Origin of the sequence: Dietzia sp. DQ11-71 (assembly GCF_014144995.1) — a bacterium.
Taxonomy (GTDB): domain Bacteria; phylum Actinomycetota; class Actinomycetes; order Mycobacteriales; family Mycobacteriaceae; genus Dietzia; species Dietzia kunjamensis.
On sequence record NZ_JAALDT010000145.1, the window covers coordinates 1 to 26,656 of the forward strand.

Consider the following 26,656-nt stretch of genomic DNA (forward strand, 5'->3'; position numbering starts at 1 on the left):
AGCGGACTCGGCGTCCCGGGGTGGCCGCTGGGGCCTTCCGTGGCGGCAACGTGGCCGGACACGGATCTTTCGTCTGAGGGGGATCCTCGTGAGGGGAGAACCGCTCGATAGTGGGGATCCCTGTACGCCACTCGCCGATCGGCCTGTCCCACCGAGTCCGATCCACACCACACCGACCTAGTGCGGAGGGTGCTGCGAGGATTGACTCGGAATGCTGGGACGACCGGGCGCCCGTGGCTGGGTGCAAGCATACTACTCTGTGGCCGATCGCGCGCAGGTCCCCCTTCCGCGAGTCGCGACTGGCGCTCACCGCGTCGGATGCGGGCGGTAACGTACAGCACACGACAAGGGCCACACGACCCCGGAGGTGACCGTGCTCGGAACGATGCTGGACACGCCGCTGCTCGTGTCCCGGATCCTCGAGCACGCGGCGGAACGACACGGTGGGTCCACTGTCACCGGATTCGTCGGCGACCTGGAACCCCGTCCGGTGCGATACGACGTGCTGGCCTCCCGCGCGGCCGCCACCGCGCACGCCCTCGCCGGGCTCGGGGTACGACCCGGCGATGTGGTGGGCATCCTGTCCGGCAGCCGCACCGAGGTCGTCGAGGCGATGTTCGCCCTCCCCGCGATGGGCGCGGTCGCCCTCCCGGTGAACGTCCTCCGCTCGCGGGAGTTCATGCTCTCCGTCCTGAGCGACAACCGGGTGGCGGTCGTACTCGTCGACCCGGAGCTGCTCTCCTCGGCACTCCCGGTGGCCGCGCAGCTCGATTCGCTGCGCCACCTCGTCGTCGTCGACGGTCAGGTACCCCCAGACCTCGGCGAGCTCGATGCCGACGTCCACGCCCTCGAGACCCTCCTCGACGGCCAACCCACCACCTACCCGTGGCCCGACCTCGATGAACGCTCCGCCGCGGCGATCGCCTACACCTCCGGCACCACCGGCGCGTCCAAGGGCGTCGCCTACACCCACCGGTCCATCTGGCTGCACTCCATGCAGATGTCCATGGCCGAGAGCGCGGCCCTGCGCAGCGGCGACACCGTCCTGACCACCGTGCCGATGTACCACGTCATGTCCTGGGGGCTGCCGTACGCCGCCTTCATGACCGGCGCCGGCCTCATCACCGCGCGACCACGGCCCGGCCGGGTGCTCACCACCGGCCACGACATGGCCGACCTGCTGCGCACATACAGGCCGAGCAAGATGGCCACCACACCGGCCACCCTCCAACGGCTACTCCGGCGGCTGGAGAACAATCCGCAGTCGATCGCACATCTCAGCGAGGTCCTCGTCGGCGGATCGCCCGTCCCCGAGGCCCTGTTCGACGCGTTCGTCGAGCGCCACGGGGTCACGATCATGCAGGCCTACGGACTCACCGAGTCCAGCCCCATCGCGTCGTTCGCGCGCCCGGACCCCCACTCCTCCGCGACCCGGCGACGCGCACAAATGCTCGGTCAGGGACGGTTCCCCGCCGGAGTGAAGGCACGCATCGTGGACGGCGGCCGGGTCCAGCACAACGACGGGTGGTCCGTCGGCGAACTCCAGATCCGCGGCCCGTGGGTGACGGCCCGCTACCTCGGCGACGAGGCCTCCGATCGCTTCGTCGACGGATGGCTACGCACCGGGGACGTGGCCAGCATCTCCCCCAAGGGCTACCTCGACGTGGTGGACCGGGTCGACGACATCATCGCCTCCGGCGGTGAACTGATCTCGACGGTCGAACTCGAACACGCGGTCCTGCTCGACGACCGGGTCGCGGAGGTGGCCGTGGTCGGTGTCCCGGACGAACGCTGGGGCAACCGGCCGCTCGTCCTGGTCCAGCTCAAGACCGGGGCGACCGCGTCCGCCCGCGCCCTCTGGGAGGGTCTCGAGGGCGTCGTGGAGAACTGGAAGCGCCCGGATCACTGGGCTTTCGTCGACCACATCCCGCAGACCACGGTCGGAAAGTTCGACAAGATCAGGATCCGGGCGCGCCACGCCGCGGGCGACTACGAGATCACGACGATCGCCCCGGAGGCGTCCGACTGAATCCCTCCGACGGGGTCTCGAAGGGACGCTCTACCGATCGGACGGGGCGTCGCCCGACCGGGTGTCAGTCTCCGGCCACGACCCGGGCACCGTCCGCGATCTGCAGGTCCAGCACCGTCCATCCCTGCGCCTCGGCATCGGCGCGCAGGTCGGTCGGCAACCCGTCGGTGCCCAACACCAGCACGGTCGGGCCGGCGCCGGAGACCGTCGCCGCGAGACCCCGCTCACGCAGTCTGGTGACCCACTCGGTGGTGCCGACCAGGGCCGGGGCCCGGTAGGACTGGTGGAGCCGATCCTCGGTCGCGGCCAGCAGGAACTCCGGATGGGCCGCGAGCGCGACCGACATCAGCGCGGCGCGGCTCGCGTTGAAGGCCGCGTCCTCGTGCGGGACGGTGGCCGGGAGCAGGCCGCGGGTCTGCGCGGTCGACGACGTCTCGGACGGCACCAGAACGGTGGCGACGATCGAGGGATCCACCTCCATGCGGACCGCACGGTAGTGCACGCCGGTCGCCGAGCGCTCCGTCCACGACACCACGACCCCGCCGAGGACACTGGCCGCCGCGTTGTCCGGGTGGCCCTCGAACTCGCTCGAGAGCTGGACCAGGTGGTCGTTCGTCAGCACCCCGCCCATCAGACCGTTCGCCGCGACCAGTCCGCCGACCGCGGCGGACGCCGACGACCCGAGACCGCGGGAGTGCGGGATCGCGTTCCGGCAGGAGATCCGTACGCCCGGCACACCCACACCACCGGCACGCAGCCCGGCCTCGACGGCCTTGGCCACCAGGTGCGAGGCGTCCTCGGGAACCTGACCGGCGCCCTCCCCCGACACCTCCAGCTCGAGGCCGGAGTCGATCGTGGTCACCGTGATCGTGTCGTACAGCCCCAGGGCCACCCCGAGCGCGTCGAAACCCGGCCCGAGGTTCGCGCTGGACGCCGGTACCTCGATCGTGACCGTGCGCCCGACCGGCAGGATGTGCCCACCCGAGCTGCCGAAGACCTCCGGGCCGGGACCGCTCACCTCGCTCACTGCAGGCCGAGGGCGCCGGCGACGGCCGACGGATCCACCGGGATGGCCTCGACCTCGGGCATCCCCAGCAGGGCGGTGTCGGGGTCCTTGAGTCCGTTGCCGGTCACGGTGCACACGATGGTCTGTCCCGCCTCCAGCTCACCGCCCGCGTGCGCGTCGAGCAACCCCGCCACCGAGGCCGCGGAGGCGGGCTCGACATAAACGGCATCCTTGCCTGCGACCATGCGGTACGCCTCGAGGATCTGCTCGTCGGTGCGCTTGCGGAACGTCCCCCCGGACTCGTCGCGGGCGGTCACCGCGCCGTCCCACGACGCCGGGGAGCCGATCCGGATGGCGGTGGCGATGGTCTCGGGGTTCTTGACCGGGGCGCCGTCGACCAGCGGTGCGGCGCCGGCGGCCTGCACACCCATCATCCGCGGGCGGGACGAGATGATCCCGTCGGCGTGGTACTCGGTGTAACCCTTCCAGTACGCGGTGATGTTGCCCGCGTTGCCGACGGGTAGGAAGTGCAGGTCGGGGGCGCGCCCGAGAACATCGACGATCTCGAACGCCGCCGTCTTCTGTCCCTCGATCCGGACCGGGTTGACCGAGTTGACCAACCCGATCTCGGCGTAGGTGGCGGTGGTCTTGCGGGCCAACTCCAGGCAGTCGTCGAAGTTGCCGTCGACCTGGATGATGGTGGCCCCGTGCATCACGGCCTGGGCGAGCTTGCCGGCGGCGATCTTGCCCTGCGGGATGAGCACGGCGCACTCCATCCCGGCACGGGTGGCATAGGCGGCCGCCGATGCGGACGTGTTGCCAGTCGACGCGCAGAGGACGGCCTTCTGGCCGCGAGCCTTGGCATCCGTCACCGCCATCGTCATGCCCCGGTCCTTGAAGGATCCGGTCGGGTTGAGGCCCTCGACCTTGAGGTACACCTCGCAACCCGTCACGGCGGACAGGTGGGTCGCGCGAATGAGCGGGGTCCCGCCCTCGTAGAGCGTCACCGGCTCCCAGTCGTCCCCGATCGGGAGTCGGTCGCGGTAGGCCTCGATGAGGCCGGGCCACCGGCTGTGCACGGGCTGGTGGGTGTTGCTCATTCGGTGTCCACTCCCTCGAGACGGATGACGCTGGTGATGGCCGTGACGGCGTCCTGATCCGACAGTGCTGCCACGGTGTCGGAGAGCGCGCGCTCCGACGCCCGGTGGGTCAGGACGGTGAGCTCCGCGGAGGGCTCGACATCGTCGAGCTCGGTCTCCGGCAGTTCGACCTCGGTCTGTCGCACCTGTGCGATGGAGACGCCGTGCCGCGAGAACTCGGCGGCGACGAGGGCGAGCACGCCCGGCTTGTCGGCGACCCGCATGCGCACGTGATAGCGCGTCGAGATCTCGTCCATGGAGGCGACCGGAAGAGCGGCGTACGTCGACTCCCCCGGGGCGCGACCCGCACCGACCTTGTTGCGGGCGGCGGCGACCATGTCGCCCAGGACCGCGGAGGCGGTCGGGGAACCTCCCGCACCCTGACCGTAGAACATGAGTCGACCGGCGGCCTCCGCCTCGACGACGACGGCGTTGAACGCCCCGTTCACCGTCGCGAGCGGGTGGGTGTTGGGCAGCAGCGCCGGGTACACGCGCGCCGACACGGCCTCGGACCCGTCCGACTGGGTGAGCTTCTCGCAGATGGCGAGCAGCTTGATGGTGCAGTCCATGTCGCGGGCCGACTCGAAGTCGTCCGGCGAGATCCGCGAGATGCCCTCGCGGTAGACATCCCCGGCGGTGACGCGGCTGTGGAACGCGATCGACGCGAGGATGGCGGCCTTGGCGGCCGCGTCATACCCCTCGACATCGGCCGTGGGGTCGGCCTCGGCGTACCCGAGACGGGAGGCCTCCGCGAGGGTCTCCGAGTAGTCGGCCCCGGTCGAACCCATCTCCGACAGGATGTAGTTGGTGGTGCCGTTGACGATCCCCAGCACGCGCTCCACCTGGTCTCCGGCCATCGATCGGCGCAGCGGGCCGATCACCGGGATAGCACCGGCCACGGCCGCCTCGAAGTACAGATCGGTGTGCGTGGAGTCGGCCACCGCCGCCAGTTCGTCCGTGTACTCCGCGAGCAGCGCCTTGTTGGCGGTCACCACGGCCTTGCCGTGACGCAGCGCCTCGAGGAGGAGCGGACGCGGCACGTCGATGCCGCCCATGAGCTCGACGACGACGTCGACGTCGTCGCGCGCGACCAACGACGACGGGTCCGCGGTGAGCAGGTCCGGATCGAGCCCGCGATCCTTGGTGAGATCGCGCACCGCCACGCCGCGGAGGGCCAGGGGCGCGCCGATGCGGGCCGCCAGTGCGTCGGCGTTCTCGGTCATGTAGCGGATGACCTCGGATCCGACGGTGCCCATCCCGAGCACCGCCACCCCCACGGGTCGCACGCCTGACGCGCTTGCGTCGCTCACTGTCCCACCTCCAGGCTCGTCAGATCGTCCAGGGTCTCACGGCGCAGCACCAATCGTGCCCGCCCGTCGCGCACCGCCACCACGGCGGGTCGCCCGATCATGTTGTATCGGCTCGACATGGAGTAGCAGTATGCGCCCGTGGCCGCGACGGCCACCAGGTCACCGCCACCCACGTCCTCCGGCATCCACAGGTCGCGCACCACCACGTCGCCGCTTTCGCAGTGTTTGCCGACCAGCCTGGACACCACTGGCTCGGCGTCTGACGAGCGTCCCACCAGCCGGGCGTCGTAGACGGCGTCGTACAGGGCCGTGCGGATGTTGTCACTCATCCCACCGTCGACACTGATGTAGCGCCGGTTCTCCCCGCCCGCGAGCTCGACGTCCTTGACCACGCCCACCTCGTACAGCGTGACCGTGCCCGGGCCGGCGATGGCACGACCGGGCTCGACGACCAGCGTCGGCGGGACGAGCCCGGCATGCCGGGCGAAACCCTCGACGATCTCCCGCAGGGACGCCGCCAACTGGGCCACCGGCGGCGGATCGTCCGACGAGACGTAGCTGATGCCGAGACCGCCGCCGAGATCGAGGTGGTCGAGCTGAGCTGTCCGCTCGGCGCCGAACTCGTCGACGATCTCGCGCAGCAGTCCGATCACCCGTCGCGCCGCGAGTTCGAACCCGTCGATGTCGAAGATCTGGGACCCGATGTGACTGTGCAGCCCGGTCAGCCGGATGTTCGGCGCGTCGAACACCGCGCGGACGGCCTGCATCGCCGCACCGCCCGCGAGCGAGAAGCCGAACTTCTGGTCCTCGTGGGCGGTCGCGATGAACTCGTGGGTGTGGGCCTCGACGCCGACCGTGACCCGGATGAACACGTCCTGGACGACGCCCTCCTCACCGGCGATCCGGTCGAGCATCTTGATCTCCGACATCGCGTCAATCACGACGTGGGCGACGCCACTGCGGACGGCCAGGCGCAGCTCGTCCGCCGACTTGTTGTTCCCGTGGACGGTGATCCGTTCGGGCGGGAACCCGGCCCTCAGCGCGATCGCGAGCTCGCCGCCCGAGGCGACGTCCAGCCCCAGCCCCTCCTCGGCGACCCAGCGAGCGGTCTCCGTGGTCAGGAACGCCTTGGATGCGTAGTGCACGCGGTCCGCGCCGCCGAACGCTTCCGCCATCTCGCGGCACCGGGAGCGGAAATCGTCCTCGTCGATCACGAACAGCGGCGTACCGAACTCCGCGGCGAGCTCGCCCGCGGTGACACCCGCGAACTCCACGACTCCGTCGTCGCGCCGGTCGGCACCGCGTGGCCACACGGAGGGCGCCAGTGCCATGATGTCGTTCGCGTCGGCGGGCCGCTCACCGATCCCCGGCGCGTGCGGGACCTCGTGCCGGGCCCCGGCGGGGTGGGCGCTCACATCTTCTCCGGTGCGCTGACGCCGATCAGGCGGAGGCCGTTCGCGAGGGTCTGTCGGGTGGCCGTACTCAACGCGAACCGGGCGGCGTGCAGCTGGCCCGGCTCCTCGTCACCCATCGGCAGCACACGACAGGTGTCGTAGAAGCGGTGATAGGCGGCGGCCAACTCCTCGAGGTAGCGCGCGATACGGTGGGGCTCGCGCAGGTCCGCGGCGCTGGCGACGACCCGGGGGAATTCACCGATGGTGCGGATGAGCGCACCCTCCCGGTCCTCGGTGAGCAGCGCCAGGTCCGCACCCTCGGGGGTGACCCCCAGATCGGCGGCGTTGCGCGCCAGGGAGCACAGACGGGCGTGCGCGTACTGCACGTAGAAGACGGGGTTGTCGTTCGTCGCCGACGTCCACAGCGCCAGGTCGATGTCCATCGTCTGGTCGACCGAGGACCGGATCAGCGCGTACCGCGCGGCATCGACGCCGATGGCGTCGACGAGGTCGTCGAGCGTGATGACGGTTCCCGCCCGCTTGCTCATCTTGACCGGGGCGCCGTCCCTGACGAGGCTGACCATCTGACCGATGAGCACCTCGATCGTCGCCGGGTCATCGCCCAGGGCCGCTGCGGCGGCCTTGAGCCGGGCGATGTACCCGTGGTGGTCGGCTCCCAACATGTAGATGCACAGGTCGAAGCCGCGTTCGCGCTTGTCCAGGAAGTAGGCGATGTCACCGGCGATGTAGGCGGCGTCGCCGTCGGACTTGAGAACCACGCGGTCCTTGTCGTCACCGAACGCGGTGGACCGGAGCCACCAGGCTCCCTCGGACTCGTAGAGGTTCCCGTTGCCCTTGAGCGTCTCGATCGCGCGGTCCACCGCACCGGAGGTGAACATCGAGTTCTCGTGGGTGTAGACGTCGAAGACGGTTCCGAACTCGGCCAGCGAGTTCTTGATGTGGCTGAACATCAGGTCCACGCCGACCGCTCGGAACGTCTCGAGGGCCTCGGACTCCGGCTGCTCCAGCACGTCCGGGTGCTCGGCGACCACGTTCGACGCGATGTCCTGGATGTACGCCCCCGCGTAGCCGTCCTCGGGGGTCGCCTCGCCGCGAGCAGCCGCGGCCAGCGAACGGCTGAAGCGGTCGATCTGCGCACCGTGGTCGTTGAAGTAGTACTCACGCGTGACCGCTGCGCCGGAGGCCTCGAGCACACGACCGAGGGCGTCACCGACCGCCGCCCAGCGTGTTCCGCCCAGGTGGATGGGCCCGGTGGGGTTCGCGGAGACGAACTCCAGGTTCACCCGGCGGCCGGCCATCGCGTCCCCGTTGCCGTACTCCTCGCCCGCGGAGAGCACGGTGGCGACGAGCGAGCCCTGGGCCCCGGAATCGAGACGGATGTTGAGGAACCCCGGTCCCGCGATCTCGGCCGAGGCCACGCCCGGGTCGGCCACCAGCGCGGTCGCGAGATCCTGCGCCAGTTCGCGAGGGGCCGACCCCACCTTCTTGGCCAGTTGGAGAGCGATGTTCGTCGCGTAGTCCCCGTGCTCGGGGTTGCGCGGCCGCTCCACCGTCACCGACTCCGGAACGACCGACGTGTCGGCCCCGCGGTCGGCGAGAACGGAGATGAGGGCGGCGCGGATGACGGCGGCGAGATCGGCGGGAGTCACGTCTTCCTATCCTAGGTGTCGGCACGTCGCGGGGGGAATCGGACGTCTGTCCGGGCGACCCGTCCGAGCCCCGACGGGCCCGATGCGGCCCTGCCCGACCGCCGGTGCTACGATCAATCTCGCTGTTCGAGCGATCCCCGCCAGTGCGGGGTGTCCGCTGGAGCGGCCTCCGGCCCGTGAGGGTCGGTATCCCGCCCTCGTAGCTCAGGGGATAGAGCGTTGGTTTCCGGTACCAAAGGTCAGGGGTTCGATTCCCTTCGGGGGCACAAGCAAAACGAGAAGGGCCCGGGCGGTTGCCCGGGCCCTTCTCGTCTCTCCCGCTCCGCGTCAGGTGGGCCGGGTGATTCCGTCCACCTCACCGATGCGGTCGACGACTCGCTCGTAGATGTCGGTGAGTGCGAGTACCTCGTGCTCGGAGAGCACGTCGATGAACAACTCCCGGACCTTCTCGACGTGCTTGGGGGCCACTGACGCGATCGCCTGGGCGCCCGCCTCGGTGAGGGTGACGACGGTCCCGCGACCGTCCTCCGCGCATTCTCCCTTGGCCACCAGGCCGCGCCCCTCCATACGCCGGACCTGGTGAGAGACCCGGCTGCGGTCCCAGCCGAGTGCGGCGCCGAGTTCCCTCGCCCGGAGTCCCCGGTTGTCGGCCTCACTGAGGCTCACCAGAACCGAGTAATCGGATTGAGACATCGAGGCGTCCCGCTGGAGTTGGCGCTCCATGGCGAGTTCGAGCAGTTGGTTCACATCGCGGTACCGGCGCCACATGCGCTGCTCGTCATCGCTCAACCAGCGTGTCTCCGTCATGGGGCTATTACAGCACGACGACCCACTCGACATTCCTCCACCACCGCTCCGGGGCGCCCGCCGCCGTCAACGGCGTTCACTCGCGATCGGCGCAAGACCTCTGCATGACGTGGGTGTGTGCGCCCCCGATACCCGCAAACCGGGCGCGGTCGCACGTGAGCACGATGACCTGTGACGTCGCCGCAGCCGCGGCGATGACCGCTCCCATGGTGAGTCGGCGAGAGGGATCCGTATAGCCCATGGTGTCGTCGAGGAAAACGGGGACGCCGTCGTCACCGACGAGTCGCGCACAGGCGATCCGGACGATCACCGCCAACTGCTCCCTGGCGCCCCCGGACAGCGATTCGTAGTCGACGGTCACATCCCCTACCCGCCTGGACAGGATGGTCAGATCCTCGCCGAGCCTCACGTCGAAGTGACGCCCGTACACGAGGGAACCGAGTTCGACGACCGCCCTGTGGAACGGGGCCTGGTACGCGAGCAGAGCCTCCGATCGACGCGCCGCGAGTGTGCGGTGGAGCAGGTCCGCCGCACGGGCTCGGCGCCACAGCGCTGCGTTCTCCCTCTCCGCCGCCTCGAGTTCGCGCTCGGCGGAAGCGACCCCCTCGAGCCGGCCCTGGTCGCCGATCGCGTTGACCCGGCCCATCGACGTGGCGACGGCAGCAGCCGATTCGCGTTCCTCGGCGGCCAGTGAGAACAGTGAGGCCCGGGCGTTGTCCAGCAGACCGGGCGGCGCGTCGGCGAGCGCCTCGTCCAATTCCGCCTTCGCCTCCCGTGCCTTCCCACGGGCGGTCTCTGCCCGGAGGCGCGCCTCCCCCGCCCTCTCCTCGAGGCTGAGATCCGGGGCGGCGTCACGCGCGGCCGACAGCGCCTCCCCGCACTCACCGTGCCGGCCGGCCGCCTCGTCTGCCAGTGCGATACGGGTCGCGTACTCGGTGCGGAGTGTTTCGGCCTCGGCGGATGCGGCGCGATCCTCCGCCCTGCAGCGGACGACCGATTCCTCCGCGGCGGCGTACTCGGTCTCCGGATCGCCCTCCCCCTCCGCGACGGCCCCGCCTTCCCGCCCCTCCGCGACCTGGCCGGACGGCACGGTCCCGGCCGGGACCCGTGAGCGCAGGTCGTCCCGCCTCGCGGTGAGATCATCCGCCGTCTCGCCGCCGAGGAGGTCCGATCGCCGTCGACGCAGTGCCTCGATCTCGGCACGCAGGGCGCCCGCCCGCCGGGAGCGTTCCTCCGCCTCCGTGGGGTTCTCCACACCGAGCTCCGCGAGAAGGTGGTCCAGCCGGAGGCGAGCGGACTGCTCGTCCCGTCGGACGGAGTCCGTGTCACCCGCGGGGACGACAGTCAGCGAGACCGTCCCGACCTCGAAGACGGTGTCCTCCACGATCTCGTGCGTCCACCCCGCAGAGGCGTCGAGTCCCTCCCCTCCGACCCGGAACTCGCCCTCACCGGTGATCTCCACCCGGGGAGCACTGGCTGCGGACCGGATGACGGCCTCCCGCAGCGTCTCGTCCGCGCGGCGGATGGCGTCGACCGAGTCATCGGCGACGTCGACCGCGGCGAGCTCCGCCTCCTTGCGGCGCAGCTCGTCCCCCACCTCTGTCAGGATCCCGAGGAGTCGTTCCAGGTGCTCGAGGTCCGCACGCCTGCGGTCGCCCTCCTCGACCGCGCGTGCGGCATCGAGGCGGGTGCGGGCCCGGATCACTCGCTTCTCCGCCGCCTCCAGTTCGGCCCTCGCCCGACGGGCCCGCTGCTGGGCGGGTTCCAGCCTCTCGGCCGCGGTGGCGGCGGCCGCCCGCAGATCGGTCTCCCTCCGCTGTTCGGTCATCGCCCTGTCGATGAGTTCCCGACGCTCCCGTTGCTCGCGCAGCGCGGCGTCATGCGCGGCCACCGCCCGGTCGACCTCGGCATCGGCGGATGCGCTGACCCCTCTGAGGTCCGCGACTGCCCGGCCCGCGGCCTCGAGACGCCCGACTTCCTTCTCGAGCGTGGCGAGCGAGTCGAGTCGCGCGCGATGGACTGCGGACCGGGCTTCGTAGTCCGCGACCGCCGCGTCGAGTTCCGAGTGCCGGGCCCGTGCCTCGGAGAGCGCCGCACGTGCCTCGGTGAGCCGGGACTCCGACCGCGCCAGGTCACCGGTCGGCTCGCCCCGCCGCGCAGTGAGATAGCGATTGCGTTCCTCCGCGACGCGCTCGACCAGCGAGTCGTCGCCGGCCGGGTCCTCACCGCCCGCCGCGGCGTCCAACGCGCGGCGGAGAGAGTCCATCCCCTTGGCCGCGTCGACCTGGCCCAGAGGTTCGTCCTGGGCTATGCGCAGGGCGCGCCACAGTGACCTGTCGACCTGACGGTCCAACAGGTCGCGGACGAAGTCGTGGGCGTCGTCTCCGGCCATCGCCGTGCGTGCCGATCCCGGGAACTCGAGGGAGGTGCGTTTGCCGCGGACGAACTCCTTGCGGTAGCGCATCCGTTCGCCGTCGACGGAGAACTCGGCCTCCACCACCACGGGGACGTCCCTGCCGACAGGGCTGGCGGCCTTGATCTCGGCACGCCCGGACGAGGCCTTGTGCTCGAGCAGCATCTCGAGGGCGTCCATGAGGCTGGTCTTCCCCGACTCGTTGGGGCCCTCGATCACCAGCACCCCACGTGGGGGCAGGTCGACCTCTTCGCGCACCACCCCGCGGAAGTCCTCGATCGTCAACCGGTGCAGGATCATCGCGTTCCCCCGTCCACGAGCCGGTACAGCAAGCTCAGGGCGTGCCCGGCATCCTCGGCGTCCACCCCGCCGGTGGCCGCCATGTCGACGAGGTCCGCGACCGCGCGACCCGCGTACCCGTCCACGAGATCCGTGAAGTCCGAGTCCTCCGCGCGGACCACGAGGTGGGTGCGTGACTGGCGCAGGTACGCGGAGGCGAACACCGCGTCCCAGGTCTCCAGGAGCGCATCGATCCGCGCGCGCAGGGCCACCCCGACGGTGCCGGTCAGCCCCAGTTTCAGCACGGTGCGCGGCTTGTCCTGCACCGCCTCGATCCGCTCGGCGAGGGAGTCGAGGTCCCCGTCCGTATCGATCTCCGCGTCCACCGCCAGGAAGGACCACCGGCCCGTCGCCAGCGGGGTGACCTCGCACGCTCGCCTCTCCCCCGACGGACCTCTCCCACCGAGCTCGACCAGCAGGACGTTGCCGGAGTCCTTCTCCACGTCGTCGAAGTCCGTGGTCTCCGGACTCCCCGAGAACCAGATGCGCCCGCCGGAGCCCACGCGGGTGACCGAGTGCCTGTCCCCGAGCGCCACGTAGTCCAGGCGGCGGGACTCGATCGCCTCCTCGAGCGAAGCCACGGCGATCGCCTCCACCGACGGGGAGTGCCCGCCGTAGATCTCGTCGGTACCCCCGTGCGCCACGAGGACCCGCACGGAGTCAGTGGGTTCGAGAGACGCCAGAAGCGCCGGTAACCGCGAGGGGTCCGGGCGCTTGGACGTCCACGGGACGCCGACCACCTCGACGCCGGGGACGATCTCGACCGGGCCCGAACCGTCGAGGACCACGACGGCCCCGCCCTCGAGCGCCGGGGAGAAGTCCCTGCACCGGAACACCGAGGACACGTCCAGTGGATCGTGATTGCCCGGCAGCACCAGCACCGGCACCGGGAATGCGGACAGGGCCTCGACCGCGCGGAGTACCACCGACCGGGGTACCGCGTTGTCCTCGAACACGTCGCCCGCGACCACCACGAACTGTGCCCCGTGTCGCTCCGCCAACCCACCGAGTGCCTCCACGGCCGCGAGCCTGTCCGCCGTGAAGACGGCCTGGGACTCGTCTCCGAGGAACCGCCGGGTCATACCGAGCTGCCAATCGGCTGAGTGGAGGAATCGGATGGCGTCGCCGTCCCGTGGGTTGGTCATGGCCGCATCGTAGGACGCGGGTCCGACAGGCTACGCATCGGCGGCCCGCCTCACCGCGGTCGGTACCGGCCGAACGCGTCGAGGAAGTCCTCGAGGTCCGCCACCACCCGGAGTTGCTCGAGCGCGTCGTTGGTCGCCGCCGCGGCGAGCCTGCGGGTGACGGGCGCGTCCAGCAGGTCCTCGAGACCGGCCGGTCCGGGTGACGGCGACGCCGGCAGGATCGGCTCACCACCCCACAGCGCCTCCTCCACGTCGAAGGACACCTCGTCGTCGTCCCCTCCGCCCCGGAGGACGGCGCCGAGTTGCTCGGGTCGCAGACCCCTGAGCTCGAACAACACCTCCGGCCGGGAGTCCCACCACTCGACCATGATGTAGGCGGCCGCCAGCACGTGTCGGCAGGGGCCGGGTTGCACCGGACAGTGGCAGGTGAACGCGGTTGCCCCGTGCACCGCGGGCAGGAGGAGGAACCCGACGGTGTCGGAGAAGTCCCCGGCCAGGGCGCCGAGCACGCCCCGTTCCTCCCGCCTGAGGGCGGTGCGCAGGGCGTCGGAGTCGGTGTCGTCAAGCGGGGCGAACGTGAACTCCACTGTGAAGGGTTCCGGTCTGCTCCCGTCGACGTCGATCCGGACCGACCGGCCCGAGTGGTGCAGGGAGAGGACCTTGTCCTTGCGGGCGTCCTGTCGGGCCATGTGGGCGTCACCCCGGGAGACCCCGGATTCGATGTCACTCGCCCAGCGTCTGCTCCACATGTGTGCGCCGAACTGCCCGGCCCGGGACCTCGCCCGGATGCCCGCTTCGCCGCTCACGGTTCGTCCCGCCCCACGTCGGTGAACTCGACGAGTGCCGCCAGGTCCGCGTCCGCGAGCTCGGTCAGCGCGCCTGCCAACGGTCCCAGCGTCAACTCCGCGAGGTCCCGCTTGGCTTCGAGGAGTTCGTCGATACGGTCCTCGACCGTGCCCGGTGCGACGAGCGTGCGCACCTGGACCACCCGGGTCTGGCCGATGCGGTGGACCCGGTCGGTGGCCTGGTTCTCCACCGCCGGGTTCCACCAGCGATCCAGGTGTACGACGTGGTTGGCCTCGGTGAGGGTCAGTCCGGTCCCTCCCGCGCGTAGCGACGCGAGCATCACCGGTGGGCCGTGCGATGCCTGGAACTCCTCGACCATCTGAGCCCGTCCGGCCGCGGTGACCCCGCCGTGCAGGAACGGCACGGCGGTGGCGGCCCGACGCTCGAGTAGGGGCAGGATCAGATCGCCGAACGCCCGGTACTGGGTGAACAGCAGCACCTTCTCCCCCGCGTCGAGGATCTCGCTGAGGACCTCGTCCAGTGCGGCGAGTTTGCCCGAACGGTGGCGGCCGCCGCGCAGGAGTGCGGACCCGTCCCCGAGGTAGTGGGCGGGGTGGTTGCACACCTGCTTCAGGGCTGTGAGCCCCGAGAGGATGGCGCCCTTGCGGGCGGCCCCCTCGGACTCCTTGACCTGTTCCATCATGTCCTCGACGACCGCCCGGTACAGGGTCGCCTGCTCACGGGTCAGGGGCGAATCGACCCTGATGTGTTGCTTGTCCGGGAGATCGGCGACCACGCGGGGGTCGGATTTGAGGCGGCGCAGCACGAACGGTGCGGCGAGTGCCCGGAGCCTCGATGCCGCGGCCTCGTCGCGGTGGGACTCGATGGGGATCGCGAACCGGGCACGGAAGGTGCTGGCCGAACCCAACATCCCCGGATTGGCGAAGTCCAGGACGGCGCGGAGCTCGTCCAACCGGTTCTCCACCGGTGTCCCGGTCAGCGCGATCCGGTGCTCCGCCGGGATCGAGACGACGGCGCGCGCGACCGAGGTGGAGGGGTTCTTGATGGTCTGGGCCTCGTCGGCGACCAGCCGCCGCCAGGCCACCCGGGCGAGCAGTTCCGCGTCCCGGGACGCCGTCCCGTAGGAGGTCAGCACGAGGTCGGCGGCTCCGAGTAGGGTGGCCGCGTCGTCACCCCGTTCGCGGGCCGGTCCGTGATGGACGTGGACCCGCAGCTCCGGGGCGAACGTCGCCGACTCCCGGGCCCAGGTGGCCACCAGGGTGAGCGGCGCCACGACGAGAGTGGGGCCGGTCCGGCCCGCCGCGTGCTCGGACGCGGTGAGCGCGAGCACCTGCATGGTCTTGCCGAGCCCCATGTCATCGGCCAGCACGGCGCCGACATCGGCGCTCGACAGCGCGGTCAACCACCGCACCCCCTCCAGTTGGTACGGACGGAGCGTGGCGCGGAACCACGGTGGGAGGTCGACCGGGATCGACGACGACGAGGGGATCCAGTCGATGGTCGTGGGCGCCTCCACCTCGACGCCCTCGCCTTCCTCGGACATCAGGGCGGCGACCAGTGCGGGTGCCGTGACCCGCCCCCCGCGCCGCGCGGCGAGGAAGCGGGCCGCCCGACGCAGTGCACCGGGGTCCGCCCGGACCCATTGTCCGCGGAGCTTGACCAGATCGGACGCGGCGTCGAGGAGCATCTGGGCCTCGGCGGGGTCGAGGGGGACGTCGTCGACGACCATCTCCCAGTTCACGTCCGCCAGCTGATCAAGCCCGAGCCGGCGCCCCGAATCGACGTTCTCGGTGCCCGGCTCCGTGACCGCGACCCGGACGGCGGTCCGCACCCTGGTCCAGGCTCGCGGCAGGAGGATCTCGACACCTCTCCCCCGCAGTGCCTCCACCCCCTCGTCGACCAACTGCACCACCAGGTCGGTGGGCATCATCAGGTCCGGACTGCCGGCGGTGTGGGTGGCACGCCCCAGCGGTGGCCACGACCGGACCGCCCGGTCGACGACGTCGCGCACCGCGTCAACCACGGCCGACGTATCGGGCAGCTCGGTGAAGGGCCGAAGGGAATCGGTGCCCGTGCGCACCAGCGTCTCCAGCCGCCACAGGATCTCCCCGGGCGCGGCGTGCCCGGCCCCGCCGTCGGAACCGCCCGGGCCCTCGTCGTCACCGCCGGTCGGCTCGACGATCCGGAACACCACCTCGACGTCCCGTGCCGCCGCCGCCCGTCCGAATTCGTCGATCGCTTCCGCCAACGCCTGGCCCCCGGACGTCACGCCCCCGCCCGTGATCAAGGCCGTGCCCAGGTCGCTCCGGCGATCGCCCGCCAGGGGCGCCAGGGCCATCCGCGCGTGCTGGTCCGCCAGGGCGGCGAGTAGTCGGTCGAGGTCCTCGCGGTTCGCCACCAGCCCGTGGCACCGGGACAGGCTCTCCGCTGCCCACGCCGACACCACGGGTGAGGCGGCGAGAGTCCAAGACGCGTCCCATGCGCCCTCCGAACGGCCGAGGACGGGGACGACGTGCCCCGCACGCACGAAGGCGGCCACGCCCGACGAGAGCGCCGCGAGGGCCCGCAGCCCGGATCCGACCCAGTGGTCGGTGGCGTCGACCATCCCGCACAGATCCACCGCCGCGCCGACCGAGACCCGGATCCCCGGCACCGTCGCGGTCCGGACCCGGCCCTCGACCGGGGCACGAACCCCGATCCGGTGCGTCAGCGAGTAGCGCTCCAGGAACCGGATCACCTCCGGCGGGGCTCCGGCCCGGCCCACAGCCGTGACCTCGGCGGCGGGGGCGATCGATTCCGGCCTTCGCAATCCCGTCTCGCACCACAAGCCGACGACCCCGGACTGCCACACGGCGTGTAGTCGGGGTGCGGCGGTCGGGGTCACGTGCACATGTAAGCACGTGGGTCCGACAGCGGGCCGGCGTGCTCCCCTGAGAGGTACGGGCGAGGCCGCTGTCCACAGGCGCCCGCCTGTCCACAGTCCCGCCCTGCCGACCCCCTCGGCGGGCGGGAGTCGGCGACCTCCGCGTTCAGACTCGATGCGTGAGCCATGATCCCCGTACCCGGAGGCGCCCGCTTGCTGGCCGAGTCGTGCCGCCGCCCGCACCCCGGGCGCTCGCCCTGGCCCTCGTCGTAGTCGGCGTGCTCGCCGCCGTGTGGTGGTCCGGCCAACCGCCCCGCTCCGTCCCGGGCAGCCCACCGCGGGACGCGGTGGAGGCACTGCTCGACGCGGTCGACGTGGTGGAGTCGCGGAACCCCGCTCCCGGGTACGAGCGGGACTGCTCGGGGGCGTCCGCGTGCGTGTTCGGCCCGGCCTGGAGTGACACCACCGGGGCGCCGGGGTCCCGAAACGGGTGCTCCACCCGTCACGATGTCCTGGCCCGCGACCTCGTCGGCGGCACCAGGACACCCGGGGCACGGTGCGAGGTGTCTGGCGGAGTCCTGACCGATCCGTACACCGGCAGGCTCGTCGACGCGGGCACCACGGGGGTGCGCGGCATCCACGTCGACCACGTCTACCCGCTCTCGGCAGCGTGGGACCTGGGCGCGTGGTCGTGGCCGGCCGGGCGACGTGCCGCGTTCGCCAACGACATCGACCGGAACCTGCTCGCCGTCACAGCGTCGGTCAACACCGGCAAGAGCGACTCGACCCCGGCGGACTGGCTACCCCCGGATCCCGGTCGACACTGCTTCTACGCCTCCCGGTACCTCACCGCAGCTGTCGCCTACGGTCTGCCGGTGACGAGGGCCGACCATGACGCTCTCGCCGGTGCGGTCCGGCGGTGCCCGACCGGCCCCTAGGACCGGGCATCAGTGGCGGTCCGGGCCCCCGCCGGATCGACCGCGGAACCCGCCACCGCGGCGGTCGTCGTCACCGCGGCGGAAGCCCCCACGGTCGTCGCGCTTCTCGTCACGGCCGCCGCGCCGGTCACCACGGTCGCCACGGTCACCTCGGTCGCCACGGTCATCGCGACGGGGTCCGCCGCCACGCAGCTTGCCGCCCCTGTCGTCCCGGAACGACGACGGACGACCCGACGGAGCGCCGGAGTCGGGGCGGATGTCGATCTCGGAACCCCCGACCCGGATTCCCTTCATCGAGTTGAGCTGGTCTGCGGGGAGATCCGCCGGCAGCTCGACGATCGAGTGGTCGAACCGGATCGAGATGCGTCCGATGTCGCCGCCCCGGAGCCCGGCCTCGTTGGCCAGGGCGCCCATGATCGAGCCGGGCTTGACGTTGTTCCGCTTACCCACGGCGATCCGGTACTGCCCCATGTTCTTCCCCGACCGCGACGGACGCGGCCCGTCCGAGAAGTCGCGTGCCGGCCGCTCGCGACGGTCGTCCCGGCGCGGCGGGCGCTCGGGCTCCCGCATGAGGAAGTCGTCCGAGTTCCGCGACTGGGTCGCCAGAGCGGCGGCGACGTCGGACATCGAGACCGAGTGCTCGGAGGCGTACTCCTCCACCAGTCGGCGGAAGAGCGCGATGCTCGGGTCCTCGAGGCTCTCGGTGATCGACTGTGCGAACTTGGCCATCCGCATCTCGTTGACGTCGTCCACGCTCGGGAGCTGGATCTCGGTCAACGGTTGGCGGGTGGCCCGCTCGATCTGGGAGAGGAGCCGGCGCTCGCGCGGGGTGACGAAGAGCAGCGCCTCACCGCTCCTACCGGCGCGACCGGTCCGGCCGATCCGGTGGATGTAGGACTCGGTGTCGTGCGGGATGTCGTAGTTGACGACATGGCTGATCCGGGGGACGTCGAGACCCCGGGCGGCCACGTCGGTGGCGACGAGGATGTCCGTGCGACCGTCCTTCAGCGCCTCGATCGTGCGCTCACGCAGGTTCTGCGGGATGTCGCCGTTGATGGGCGCGGCGGAGAACCCCCGTGCACGGAGTCGCTCGGCCAGCTCCTCGGTGGCGGACTTCGTCCGGACGAACAGGATCATCGCGTCGAAGTCCTCGACCTCGAAGATCCGCGTCAGAGCGTCGAGCTTGTCGCGGTGATTGACCAGGACGTAGCGCTGCGTGATGTTCGGCGCGGTCGAGGTCTTGGACGCGACCTTCACCTCGGTCGGATTGGTGAGGTACTTCTGCGAGATCCGCCGGATCGCGGCGGGCATGGTCGCCGAGAACAGGGCCACCTGGGTCGTCTCCGGGGTGTCCGACAGGATCCGCTCGACGTCCTCCTGGAACCCCATCGCGAGCATCTCGTCGGCCTCGTCCAGGACGAGGTGCCGCAGACCCGACAGGTCCAACGTGCCCTTCTTCAGGTGGTCGATCACACGCCCCGGGGTGCCGACGATGATCTGCGCACCGCGCCGCAGCCCCGAGAGTTGGATGCCGTAGGCCTGCCCGCCGTAGATGGGCAGGACGTTCACCTGCGGCATGTTCGCCGAGTACGTGACACAGGCCTCGGCGACCTGGAGGGCGAGCTCTCGGGTCGGCGCCAGGATGAGGGCCTGGGGGCTCTTTACCGCCGGGTCGATCAGCGACAGGATGGGCAGCGCGAACGCGGCGGTCTTACCGGTGCCGGTCTGTGCCAGGCCGACCACGTCACGCCCCTCGAGGACCAGCGGGATCGTCGCGGCCTGGATGGCGGAGGGGACTTCGTAACCCACGTCCCTGACCGCCTGCGCGACCGCGGGGGCCAGCCCCATGTCGGCGAACGTCACCTCGGGCTCGTCCTCACCGCCGACTGCAGGCGCGGCGGCGCCGGTGCGCGCGGGCGCGGCCGTGTCCGCAGCGCCGTTGTCCGCGGCGCCATTGTTCGCGGCGGAGGCTGGTTCGGGATTGCTGGCGTCGGTGTCGACCTCGTCGCCGGCGGTGGCGGTACGGTCCTCGTCGTTGTTCTCCATGAGGTTTTACATTCTACGGCGTCCGGGGGCTGTTGAGCGACACGGCTGCCGCAGGTCACTCCCCCGTGGTCACCGGGTTCGTGGCCTCACGGGTCTCCTCGGCGATGATCCACGGGATCGCGGCCCCCAAGAGGAGCACACCGGACACCGCGAACCCCGCCTTGTAGCCCAGCAGGTCCACCACCAGCCCCACCACGACCGGTCCCAGGATCGCTCCGGAGTCGCTGGCCATCTGGAAGGTGGCGAGGACCTTGCCGCCTGCCCGGTCCGCGCCGATCACGTCCGCGACAGCGGCCTGTTGCGACGGGTTGAGGATCCCGGCGCCCATCCCGGCGATGACCGAGGCCGCCACGAGCAACGGCACGGTGTCACACCAGCCCAGGACGAGGGTGGTGACACCGGAGATCACCAGACCCAGGATCACCATCGGACGTCGCCCGTACCTGTCGGACAACCACCCGGCCGCGGAGACCACCGAGGCGGTCCCCACCGCGAACGACGCCAGCGCGGTGCCGGCGATACCGGCGCCGGCATCGAAGTTGGCCGCGGCGAACAGCGGGACGATGGCGACCCGCACACCGAACGAGGTCCACCCGTTGACGAAGCTGGAGATCAGCGCGGCACGGTACCCGCTGTGCCGAAGCGCCTCGGCGACCGGGAGGGGTTCCTGCTCGGGGGACCCGTCGTCGGGTGAGGGCCGTCGGCCCCCGCGGAGGAAGACCGCCACCACGCCGGTCGCCACCAGCAGCGTGCCGGCGTAGACGAAGAACGGGATGCGCATGCCGAAGCCCGCCAACAATCCGCCCAGAACCGGACCGCCGATATTGCCGATGAGGAACGCGGTCGCGTACAGGCCGGCGATCCGTCCCCGGGCGCCGGGCGGGGACAATCTGGTGAGCAGGGCCATCGCGGAGATCGTGAACATCGTCGACCCGAGACCGCCGAGACCGCGGAAGACCAGGAGCTGCCAGTAGTTCTGCGCCAGCCCGGTCGCCAACGTGGAGACCACCACGATGAGGAGACCGGACATGTAGACCCACCGCTCGCCGAGTTTGTCGACGAGGAACCCACCGGCCGGCGCGAACACCAACCTGAAGAACGCGAATGCGCTGACGATGACCGACGCCGCCGTGACCGACACGTCGAAGCTGCGGGCGAACTGCGGCAGCACCGGCGCGACCAGGCCGTAGCCGATCGCCACGGCGAACGCGGCCGCGACGAGGACCCAGACGTCCGCGGGCAGGCGGGTCCGCGCAGACGGCGTCGGATGTCCGGTGAGCGCGCCCCTCACGCGGATCGGAGCACTCGGGCGAGCACGTCGGCACCGAAATGCAGTGCGTCCACCGGTACCCGCTCGTCCACGGCGTGGAAATGGCCGAAGACGTCGAACTCGTCGGGCACGCGCAGTGGGACGAACCCGTAGCCGTCGATCCCGAGCGGGGCCAGATGCTTGTTGTCCGTGCTGGCGGGCAACAGGTACGGCACGACCATGGCATCGGGGTCGGATTGCCTGACGGCCTCGCGGATCACCTCCACGAACGGGGCGTCGGCCGGTGCGGCGATCGGTGGTTCCCAGATCCACTCGACCGTCACGTCGGGGCCGAGCTCCTGCTCGATCTCGGCACGGAACGTGTCCTCACCTCCGGGGAGTACTCTGCAGTCGATCTCCGCGCGTGCCTCGGTGGGGATGACGTTGGTCTTGTACCCGGCGGACAGGACCGTCGGTGAGGCGGTGTGGGACAGCGAGGCGGAGACGAGGGGCCCGAAGTGCCCGAGGACCTCGAGCCGATCCGGCAGTTCGGCGACCTCGCCGCTTCCTCCTGCCAGCCGACCGACCGCCGCGGCCAGCGCGGTGTTGGCCTCGGTCGGCTGCACCGGAAAGTCGAGATCGGCCACGCGATGAACCGCCCCGGCGATCGCGGCGACGGCGTTGTCCCCGGTCGGGCGGGACGCGTGTGCGGCGGTCCCGTGTGCGGTCACCGTGGCCCAGGCGACGCCCTTCTCGGCGACGGCGATCGGGTAGAGGCGGCGGCCGTCGACCGGTACCGACCAGCCCCCGACCTCGCTGAGCGCCTGGGTCATGCCGTCGAAGATCTCGGGCCGCTCCCGGACCACCCACTTGGCACCCATGATCCCCGCGGCCTCCTCATCCGCGAAGAACGCGAGCAGCAGCGGCCGCCGGGGCACGATCCCCTCCCGGCGGTAGTGGCGGACCACCGCGAGCATCATGCCGATCATGTTCTTCATGTCGACGGTGCCTCGACCATAGAGCCAGCCGTCGCGGATCTCACCGGCGAACGGCGGGACGGTCCAGTCCTCGGCGACCGCGGGGACGACGTCGACGTGTCCGTGCACGACCAGTCCGCCCGCGTCCGGGTCGGCTCCCTCGATCCGGGCGAACAGGCTCCCTCGTCCGGGAACAGACTCCACGAGTTCGCTGGAGATGCCGACCTCGTCGAGGTACTCGGCGATCCGGCGGCACACCCTCGTCTCGCCGTCGCCGATCGTCGCGGGGTCACCGGTGTTGGTCGAGTCGATCGACACGAGGTCCGCCGTGATCGCGACGGCCTCGGCATGCATCCGCTCCCGCGCCTGCCCGGACATCTGCTGGGCGTCGGTCATCCGAAACACTTCCCTTCACCACGGTAGGTGGGCCAGCGATCCACCACGACGGGCCCGTCAGCAGTCTCGTCCACCACGTGGAGAGTGTCGAACCGCTCGCACAGTTCCCCCGCCTTCGCGTGACGCCACCATGCGCTCTCGCCGATGGCCACCTGCCCCCGCGCGGGCGTCTGGACCTCTCCGGCCCCCTCCCGACCGAGGTATCGCAACCCCGCCGGGGCGGCGGGCACCGGGAGCCGGTCGCGCCCCGGGACGCCGGACGCGACGTATCCCCCGTACAGGAACGTGGTGAGACCACGGGCCGGCGTCCGCACGGCGGGCAGTGCGAACAGCAGCGCCGGCCGCGGGGTGAAGGTCCGATAGGCGTCGAACAGCCCCGGCACGTACAGTCCCGATCCCGCGGTGACCTCGGTGACGGCGGGCGCTCCGGCGCTCTCGGCGACGGACCCGGATCCCCCGGAGTTGATGATCTCCGGCGGTGTCCCGGTGATCGACTCGATCGTGGACGCCACCGCCGGTCGCACATCCCGCAGCCGCCGCATCGAGAGCCGTTTGACGACGCCGATCCCCGGTACGTCATCGGGCACCCCGGCCACCTGCGCCTCGTAGAACATCGCGCCCACCACGCGGAAGCCGGTGGCGACAGCCCGCCGTACCAGCGGCTCGACGTCGTCCGGTCCGCGTAGCGGGGAGCGGCGCACGCCCAGGTGGACGGGCCCCAGCCGGAGGGAGCAGTCGACGTCGATGCACACCCGCGCCCCGGACGCCCCCGCCTCCCGTGCGATCTCCAGCTGGCGCGGATGGTCGATCATGAGTGTCACGCAGTCCAGCGCCTGCGGATCTGCTCCGAGGCGTCCCAGGGCCGAGCGGTCGACGGTGGGGTACCCCATCAGGACGTCGTCGCACCCCGACTCCACCAACCACAACGCCTCGTCCAGCGAGTAGGCCATGATCCCGCGGACGGAGTCGTCGCCGCGCAGCCGGTCGCCGAGCACCTCCCGCAGCACGCCTCGGGATCTCACGGACTTGCTCGCCACCCGGATCCTGGTGCCCCCTGCCCGGCGGCGTAGGTCGTCCACGTTCGCCCGCAGACTCGGCAGGTGCAGAGCGGCGAGGGGCGCGTCGAGGCCCGCGGTCGCGACCCGGAGCGAGTCGACGACCACGGGGAGGCCGTCCGCCTCCCTGCTAGGCACCGTCGACCGGTCGCGCGTCCCGTACGACGAGGTCGACCGCCCGGTGGAGGAGGTCGTTGGCCTCGTCGTCGTTCCGGTAGATCTGCCACCGCAGGCTGATGCCGGTGATGATCGACAGGACGACGCGCACCATGTCGTCGAGGCCCATCGCCCACTGCACGTCGGCGGACTGCGCCGTGCGCTCGAGCACCGAACGCACGATTGCCTCGTTGGATTCCTGCTGGTCGCGGGCCAGGCCGACTTCGGGCAGCCCGTGGGTCCTCAGCGAGTACGACACGATCTCGTAGGTGAGGAGCTGCCGGTCGGGCGATGCGGAGATCACCGCCCAGATCAGGTCGATCGCCTCGTACAGCCGTCGCCGCAGGCCCTCGGTGCCCCGGATCCCGGAATCGAAGTCAACGCTCACGAAGGCCCGGGCGGCCTGGTGGACCTCCGAGTTGACGGCGCCGATGACCTCGCGGAGAAGCTCTTCCTTATCCGTGTAGCAGTAGTGGACGACCCCCAGCGACACGCCCGCCCGTTCGGCCACGCCGCGGACGGTCACCGCACCCAGTCCGTCGTGTTCGGCGATCTCGAGGGCGGCCTGGAGGAGCTGCGCCCGGCGCTGATCGGCAGGAAGTCGTCTGGTCACCCGTCCATGGTACGACGACGAGGTGGACGTGCACACCGTTCACCGCACCCGCTCCCCCGGCGTGCCGGACGTCCGCCCCCACTCCGGGTCGATGGTCCAGGACCGCCTCCCGCCCCGCCTCGCGCGGGTACCCTCTCCTGCCATGACGACCTCGGTGGCCCCCTGGCAGAACTGGGCCGGCAATGTCCTGGCCTCTCCCTCGGGCCGGTCGCTCCCGACGACCGTTGCCGAGGTGAGCGACGTGGTCACGCGGGCGGCCGAGCGCGGAACCAGGGTCAAGTGTGTCGGCGCGGGCCATTCCTTCACGCCGGCGGCCGCGACGGACGGCGTGCTCGTGTCGTTGGACGACCTCGCCGGTGTGGAATCGATCGTGCCGACCCGTGGTGCTGACGGTCGCGTCGACGGCGCGGACGTGACCGTCTGGGCGGGTACCCGGCTGCACCGACTGGGACCGCTGCTGTGGGAGCTCGGTCTGGCACAGCCGAACCTCGGGGACTTCGCCGAACAGTCCCTCGCCGGGGCGGTGTCGACCGGGACCCACGGCACGGGATGTGCGGCACCGGGCCTGCCCGCCACGGTCGTCGGCCTCCAACTCGTCACCGCCGACGGCGCCGTCCTCACCTGTTCCCGCGAATCCGACCCCGAGGTGTTCGAGGCGGCCCGCCTCGGGATCGGCGCACTGGGGATCATCACCAAGATGACGATCCGATGCGTCCCGGCCTTCGCACTGCAGGCCGAGGAGCGTCCGTGGACCCTGACCGCCGCACTGGCGGACCTGGAGGGTTTCGCACGTTCCGCCGACCACGCCGAGTTCTTCTGGTTCCCCCACACCGACGCGATCAACGTCAAACGCAACACCCGGTTGCCCGGGGACGCCGAGCTGCACCCGGTGGGACGCATCCGGGGTCTGATCGGCGACGAACTCCTCTCCAACGAGGTCTTCGACGTGGTGTGCCGGGCCGCGACCCGACGTCCGGCGCTGACCCCCCGGCTCAACCGGGTCGCCTCACGGGCTCTGTCCGCACGGGACTTCACCGACCGGAGCTACCGGGTCTTCGCCTCCCCGCGGCGGGTCCGCTTCCGGGAGATGGAGTACGCCGTGCCCGTCGCGGCGGCGGCCGGGGTGTTGCGCGACCTCCGCGACACCATCGACCGCTCCGGCATCGTCACCCCGTTCCCCGTGGAGGTGCGGTTCGCCGCCGCCGACGACGTGTGGATGTCCACGGCGTACGGGCGCGAGGTCTGCTACATCGCCGTGCACCAGTACCACCTGATGGATCACACCGAACTGTTCCGTCTCGCGGAAGGGATCTTCCTCGCCGCCGGCGGGCGACCGCACTGGGGAAAGATGCACACCCGCACCGCGGAGGACCTGTCCGCCATGGTGGACCGCTTCGACGACTTCGTGTCCGTCCGTGACCGTCTCGACCCGGAGCGTGTCTTCGGCAACGACTACACCGAGCGTGTGCTGCCCTGAGCCATCACCCCGCGCGCCTTACGTACGGTAGAGGTTCGAGCCCGGCCCGCCCCCGCGCCGCCTTGACCTCCAGGAGTGCCCAGTGCCCGATCGAGTGCCCGCTGAATCCGACGTCTCCGGCCCGGCCGCGGGGGTGATCACTGCCGCCCTGCGCCGGGCGATCCGGAGCCAGACCGGTGCCGCCCGCGCCTACGTACGCACACTCCGGGCCCATCACCCGGACGAGAGCCCGGCCCGGATCCGCGAGCGTCTCGACGCGCGGTTCCTGAACACCGTCACCGCGTCCGGTGCGGCCGTGGGTGCCACGGCCGCGGTGCCGGGTCTCGGAACCATCGTCGCCTTCGGCGCGATCGGCGCGGAGTCGCTGGTGTTCCTCGAGGCCGCCGCGTTCTACACGCTCGCCGTGGCCGAGGTCCACGGCGTGGACGTCCGCCACGACGAGCACGAGGAACTGCTGGTCATGACAGTCATGTTGGGTGCGTCCGGCACCGCCATCCTGGCCAACGCGGTCAGCTCGTCGGGAGGGGCGGCCACGGGCGGCTCGTTGGCCGGCCGTGCACTCCGGGTACCCGGGCTGAAGGAGATCAACCGTCGGATGATGACCCGCTTCGTCAGGAAGTTCGCCGTGAAGCGGGCAGGGCTCGCCGTGGGCAAACTGGCACCCGCGGGGCTCGGCGCCGCTGTGGGTGGATGGGGCAACCGGAAGCTGGGGCGGACGGTCGTGGAGACCGCTGATGCCGCGTTCGGCACGCCACCGGACTCGTGGCCCGCCACGTGAACCGGCCGTGACGGGCCGGGGGCATCCCCCTGTCAGGTGAGATCGGAGA

19 protein-coding genes and 1 tRNA gene are annotated in these 26,656 nt (G+C 71.0%); 5 read left to right on the plus strand and 15 right to left on the minus strand.

The genetic code is table 11. The annotated features are described in order from the left end of the window. Window positions 1-367 precede the first annotated feature (367 nt). Window positions 368-2,029: a long-chain-fatty-acid--CoA ligase gene (locus G6023_RS05915; protein ID WP_347570727.1), complete on the plus strand. Its 1,662-nt coding sequence runs from the start codon at window positions 368-370 to the stop codon at window positions 2,027-2,029. Window positions 2,030-2,093: 64 nt separating this feature from the next. On the opposite strand, the gene thrB is transcribed toward G6023_RS05915, so the two are convergent. From thrB to argS, 5 genes are read right to left on the minus strand one after another with little or no spacing between them, the layout of a single operon-like run. Continuing rightward, the gene (thrB, locus tag G6023_RS05920; RefSeq protein WP_096905249.1) at window positions 2,094-3,056 is read right to left on the minus strand and encodes a homoserine kinase; all 963 of its coding nucleotides are present in this window, start codon (window positions 3,054-3,056) and stop codon (window positions 2,094-2,096) included. Beyond that, complete coding sequence (gene thrC / locus G6023_RS05925) at window positions 3,053-4,135, minus strand: threonine synthase (RefSeq protein ID WP_069389615.1); 1,083 nt, start codon at window positions 4,133-4,135, stop codon at window positions 3,053-3,055. Before thrC ends, thrB begins: the two co-directional genes overlap by 4 nt. Beyond that, window positions 4,132-5,484, minus strand: a complete 1,353-nt coding sequence (locus G6023_RS05930; RefSeq protein WP_067718363.1) for a homoserine dehydrogenase — start codon at window positions 5,482-5,484, stop codon at window positions 4,132-4,134. Before G6023_RS05930 ends, thrC begins: the two co-directional genes overlap by 4 nt. Next, complete coding sequence (gene lysA, locus G6023_RS05935; protein ID WP_182634453.1) at window positions 5,481-6,899, minus strand: diaminopimelate decarboxylase; 1,419 nt, start codon at window positions 6,897-6,899, stop codon at window positions 5,481-5,483. The genes G6023_RS05930 and lysA overlap by 4 nt, the downstream gene beginning before the upstream one ends. After that, window positions 6,896-8,548 (minus strand): arginine--tRNA ligase, encoded by a 1,653-nt coding sequence (gene argS, locus G6023_RS05940; protein WP_182634455.1) that lies wholly within the window; start codon window positions 8,546-8,548, stop codon window positions 6,896-6,898. The genes lysA and argS overlap by 4 nt, the downstream gene beginning before the upstream one ends. 193 nt (window positions 8,549-8,741) lie before the next feature. Between argS and G6023_RS05945 the strand changes: the two genes are divergently transcribed. After that, a tRNA-Arg gene (locus tag G6023_RS05945) sits at window positions 8,742-8,814 on the plus strand. Window positions 8,815-8,875: 61 nt separating this feature from the next. Here G6023_RS05945 and G6023_RS05950 read toward each other — a convergent pair. The 5 genes from G6023_RS05950 to G6023_RS05970 all read right to left on the minus strand — a co-directional run bounded on the left by G6023_RS05950 (window position 8,876) and on the right by G6023_RS05970 (window position 16,943). Then, window positions 8,876-9,355 (minus strand): MarR family winged helix-turn-helix transcriptional regulator, encoded by a 480-nt coding sequence (locus tag G6023_RS05950; protein WP_235027941.1) that lies wholly within the window; start codon window positions 9,353-9,355, stop codon window positions 8,876-8,878. Between the two features lie 76 nt (window positions 9,356-9,431). Then, window positions 9,432-12,068, minus strand: coding sequence for an AAA family ATPase (locus tag G6023_RS05955; protein WP_182634457.1), 2,637 nt, complete (start codon window positions 12,066-12,068; stop codon window positions 9,432-9,434). Continuing rightward, window positions 12,065-13,252: a metallophosphoesterase family protein gene (locus G6023_RS05960; RefSeq protein ID WP_096905245.1), complete on the minus strand. Its 1,188-nt coding sequence runs from the start codon at window positions 13,250-13,252 to the stop codon at window positions 12,065-12,067. The genes G6023_RS05955 and G6023_RS05960 overlap by 4 nt, the downstream gene beginning before the upstream one ends. Window positions 13,253-13,302: 50 nt before the next feature. Next, window positions 13,303-14,058, minus strand: a complete 756-nt coding sequence (locus G6023_RS05965) for a hypothetical protein (protein WP_096905244.1) — start codon at window positions 14,056-14,058, stop codon at window positions 13,303-13,305. Then, window positions 14,055-16,943, minus strand: coding sequence for a DEAD/DEAH box helicase (locus G6023_RS05970; protein ID WP_347570728.1), 2,889 nt, complete (start codon window positions 16,941-16,943; stop codon window positions 14,055-14,057). The genes G6023_RS05965 and G6023_RS05970 overlap by 4 nt, the downstream gene beginning before the upstream one ends. A 158-nt stretch (window positions 16,944-17,101) precedes the next feature. Between G6023_RS05970 and G6023_RS05975 the strand changes: the two genes are divergently transcribed. Continuing rightward, the gene (locus tag G6023_RS05975) at window positions 17,102-17,860 is read left to right on the plus strand and encodes an HNH endonuclease family protein (RefSeq protein ID WP_182634461.1); all 759 of its coding nucleotides are present in this window, start codon (window positions 17,102-17,104) and stop codon (window positions 17,858-17,860) included. A gap of 9 nt (window positions 17,861-17,869) precedes the next feature. On the opposite strand, the gene G6023_RS05980 is transcribed toward G6023_RS05975, so the two are convergent. Genes G6023_RS05980 through G6023_RS06000 form a run of 5 tightly spaced genes read right to left on the minus strand, consistent with a single transcriptional unit; the run spans window position 17,870 to window position 24,352 of the window. Then, window positions 17,870-19,906, minus strand: a complete 2,037-nt coding sequence (locus tag G6023_RS05980) for a DEAD/DEAH box helicase (protein ID WP_277817505.1) — start codon at window positions 19,904-19,906, stop codon at window positions 17,870-17,872. 55 nt (window positions 19,907-19,961) lie between these two features. Then, the gene (locus G6023_RS05985; protein WP_067718383.1) at window positions 19,962-21,197 is read right to left on the minus strand and encodes an MFS transporter; all 1,236 of its coding nucleotides are present in this window, start codon (window positions 21,195-21,197) and stop codon (window positions 19,962-19,964) included. Continuing rightward, window positions 21,194-22,528 carry a M20/M25/M40 family metallo-hydrolase gene (locus G6023_RS05990; protein ID WP_069389877.1) on the minus strand — a complete coding sequence of 445 codons (1,335 nt, stop codon included), beginning with the start codon at window positions 22,526-22,528 and terminating at the stop codon, window positions 21,194-21,196. The genes G6023_RS05985 and G6023_RS05990 overlap by 4 nt, the downstream gene beginning before the upstream one ends. After that, on the minus strand, window positions 22,525-23,721 hold the full coding sequence (locus G6023_RS05995; protein WP_182634463.1) for a type III PLP-dependent enzyme domain-containing protein: 1,197 nt from the start codon (window positions 23,719-23,721) through the stop codon (window positions 22,525-22,527). Before G6023_RS05995 ends, G6023_RS05990 begins: the two co-directional genes overlap by 4 nt. Next, window positions 23,714-24,352 carry a TetR/AcrR family transcriptional regulator gene (locus G6023_RS06000; protein WP_067718391.1) on the minus strand — a complete coding sequence of 213 codons (639 nt, stop codon included), beginning with the start codon at window positions 24,350-24,352 and terminating at the stop codon, window positions 23,714-23,716. Before G6023_RS06000 ends, G6023_RS05995 begins: the two co-directional genes overlap by 8 nt. A gap of 142 nt (window positions 24,353-24,494) precedes the next feature. Between G6023_RS06000 and G6023_RS06005 the strand changes: the two genes are divergently transcribed. Both G6023_RS06005 and G6023_RS06010 read left to right on the plus strand, forming a co-directional pair. Beyond that, the gene (locus tag G6023_RS06005; protein ID WP_096907208.1) at window positions 24,495-25,829 is read left to right on the plus strand and encodes an FAD-linked oxidoreductase, L-gulonolactone oxidase family; all 1,335 of its coding nucleotides are present in this window, start codon (window positions 24,495-24,497) and stop codon (window positions 25,827-25,829) included. A gap of 82 nt (window positions 25,830-25,911) precedes the next feature. Further along, window positions 25,912-26,607 carry a YbdD/YjiX family protein gene (locus G6023_RS06010; protein ID WP_067718393.1) on the plus strand — a complete coding sequence of 232 codons (696 nt, stop codon included), beginning with the start codon at window positions 25,912-25,914 and terminating at the stop codon, window positions 26,605-26,607. The last annotated feature ends 49 nt before the right edge of the window (window positions 26,608-26,656 follow it).

What these genes read in the sequence shown, in the direction of transcription:
- thrC (WP_069389615.1), bottom strand. Translation starts at nt 4,135, where the DNA reads ATGAGCAACACCCACCAGCCCGTGCACAGCCGGTGGCCCGGCCTCATC.
- G6023_RS05950 (WP_235027941.1), bottom strand. Translation starts at nt 9,355, where the DNA reads ATGACGGAGACACGCTGGTTGAGCGATGACGAGCAGCGCATGTGGCGC.
- G6023_RS05955 (WP_182634457.1), bottom strand. Translation starts at nt 12,068, where the DNA reads ATGATCCTGCACCGGTTGACGATCGAGGACTTCCGCGGGGTGGTGCGC.
- G6023_RS05960 (WP_096905245.1), bottom strand. Translation starts at nt 13,252, where the DNA reads ATGACCAACCCACGGGACGGCGACGCCATCCGATTCCTCCACTCAGCC.
- G6023_RS05980 (WP_277817505.1), bottom strand. Translation starts at nt 19,906, where the DNA reads ATGGAGAACAACGACGAGGACCGTACCGCCACCGCCGGCGACGAGGTC.
- G6023_RS05990 (WP_069389877.1), bottom strand. Translation starts at nt 22,528, where the DNA reads ATGACCGACGCCCAGCAGATGTCCGGGCAGGCGCGGGAGCGGATGCAT.
- G6023_RS06005 (WP_096907208.1), top strand. Translation starts at nt 24,495, where the DNA reads ATGACGACCTCGGTGGCCCCCTGGCAGAACTGGGCCGGCAATGTCCTG.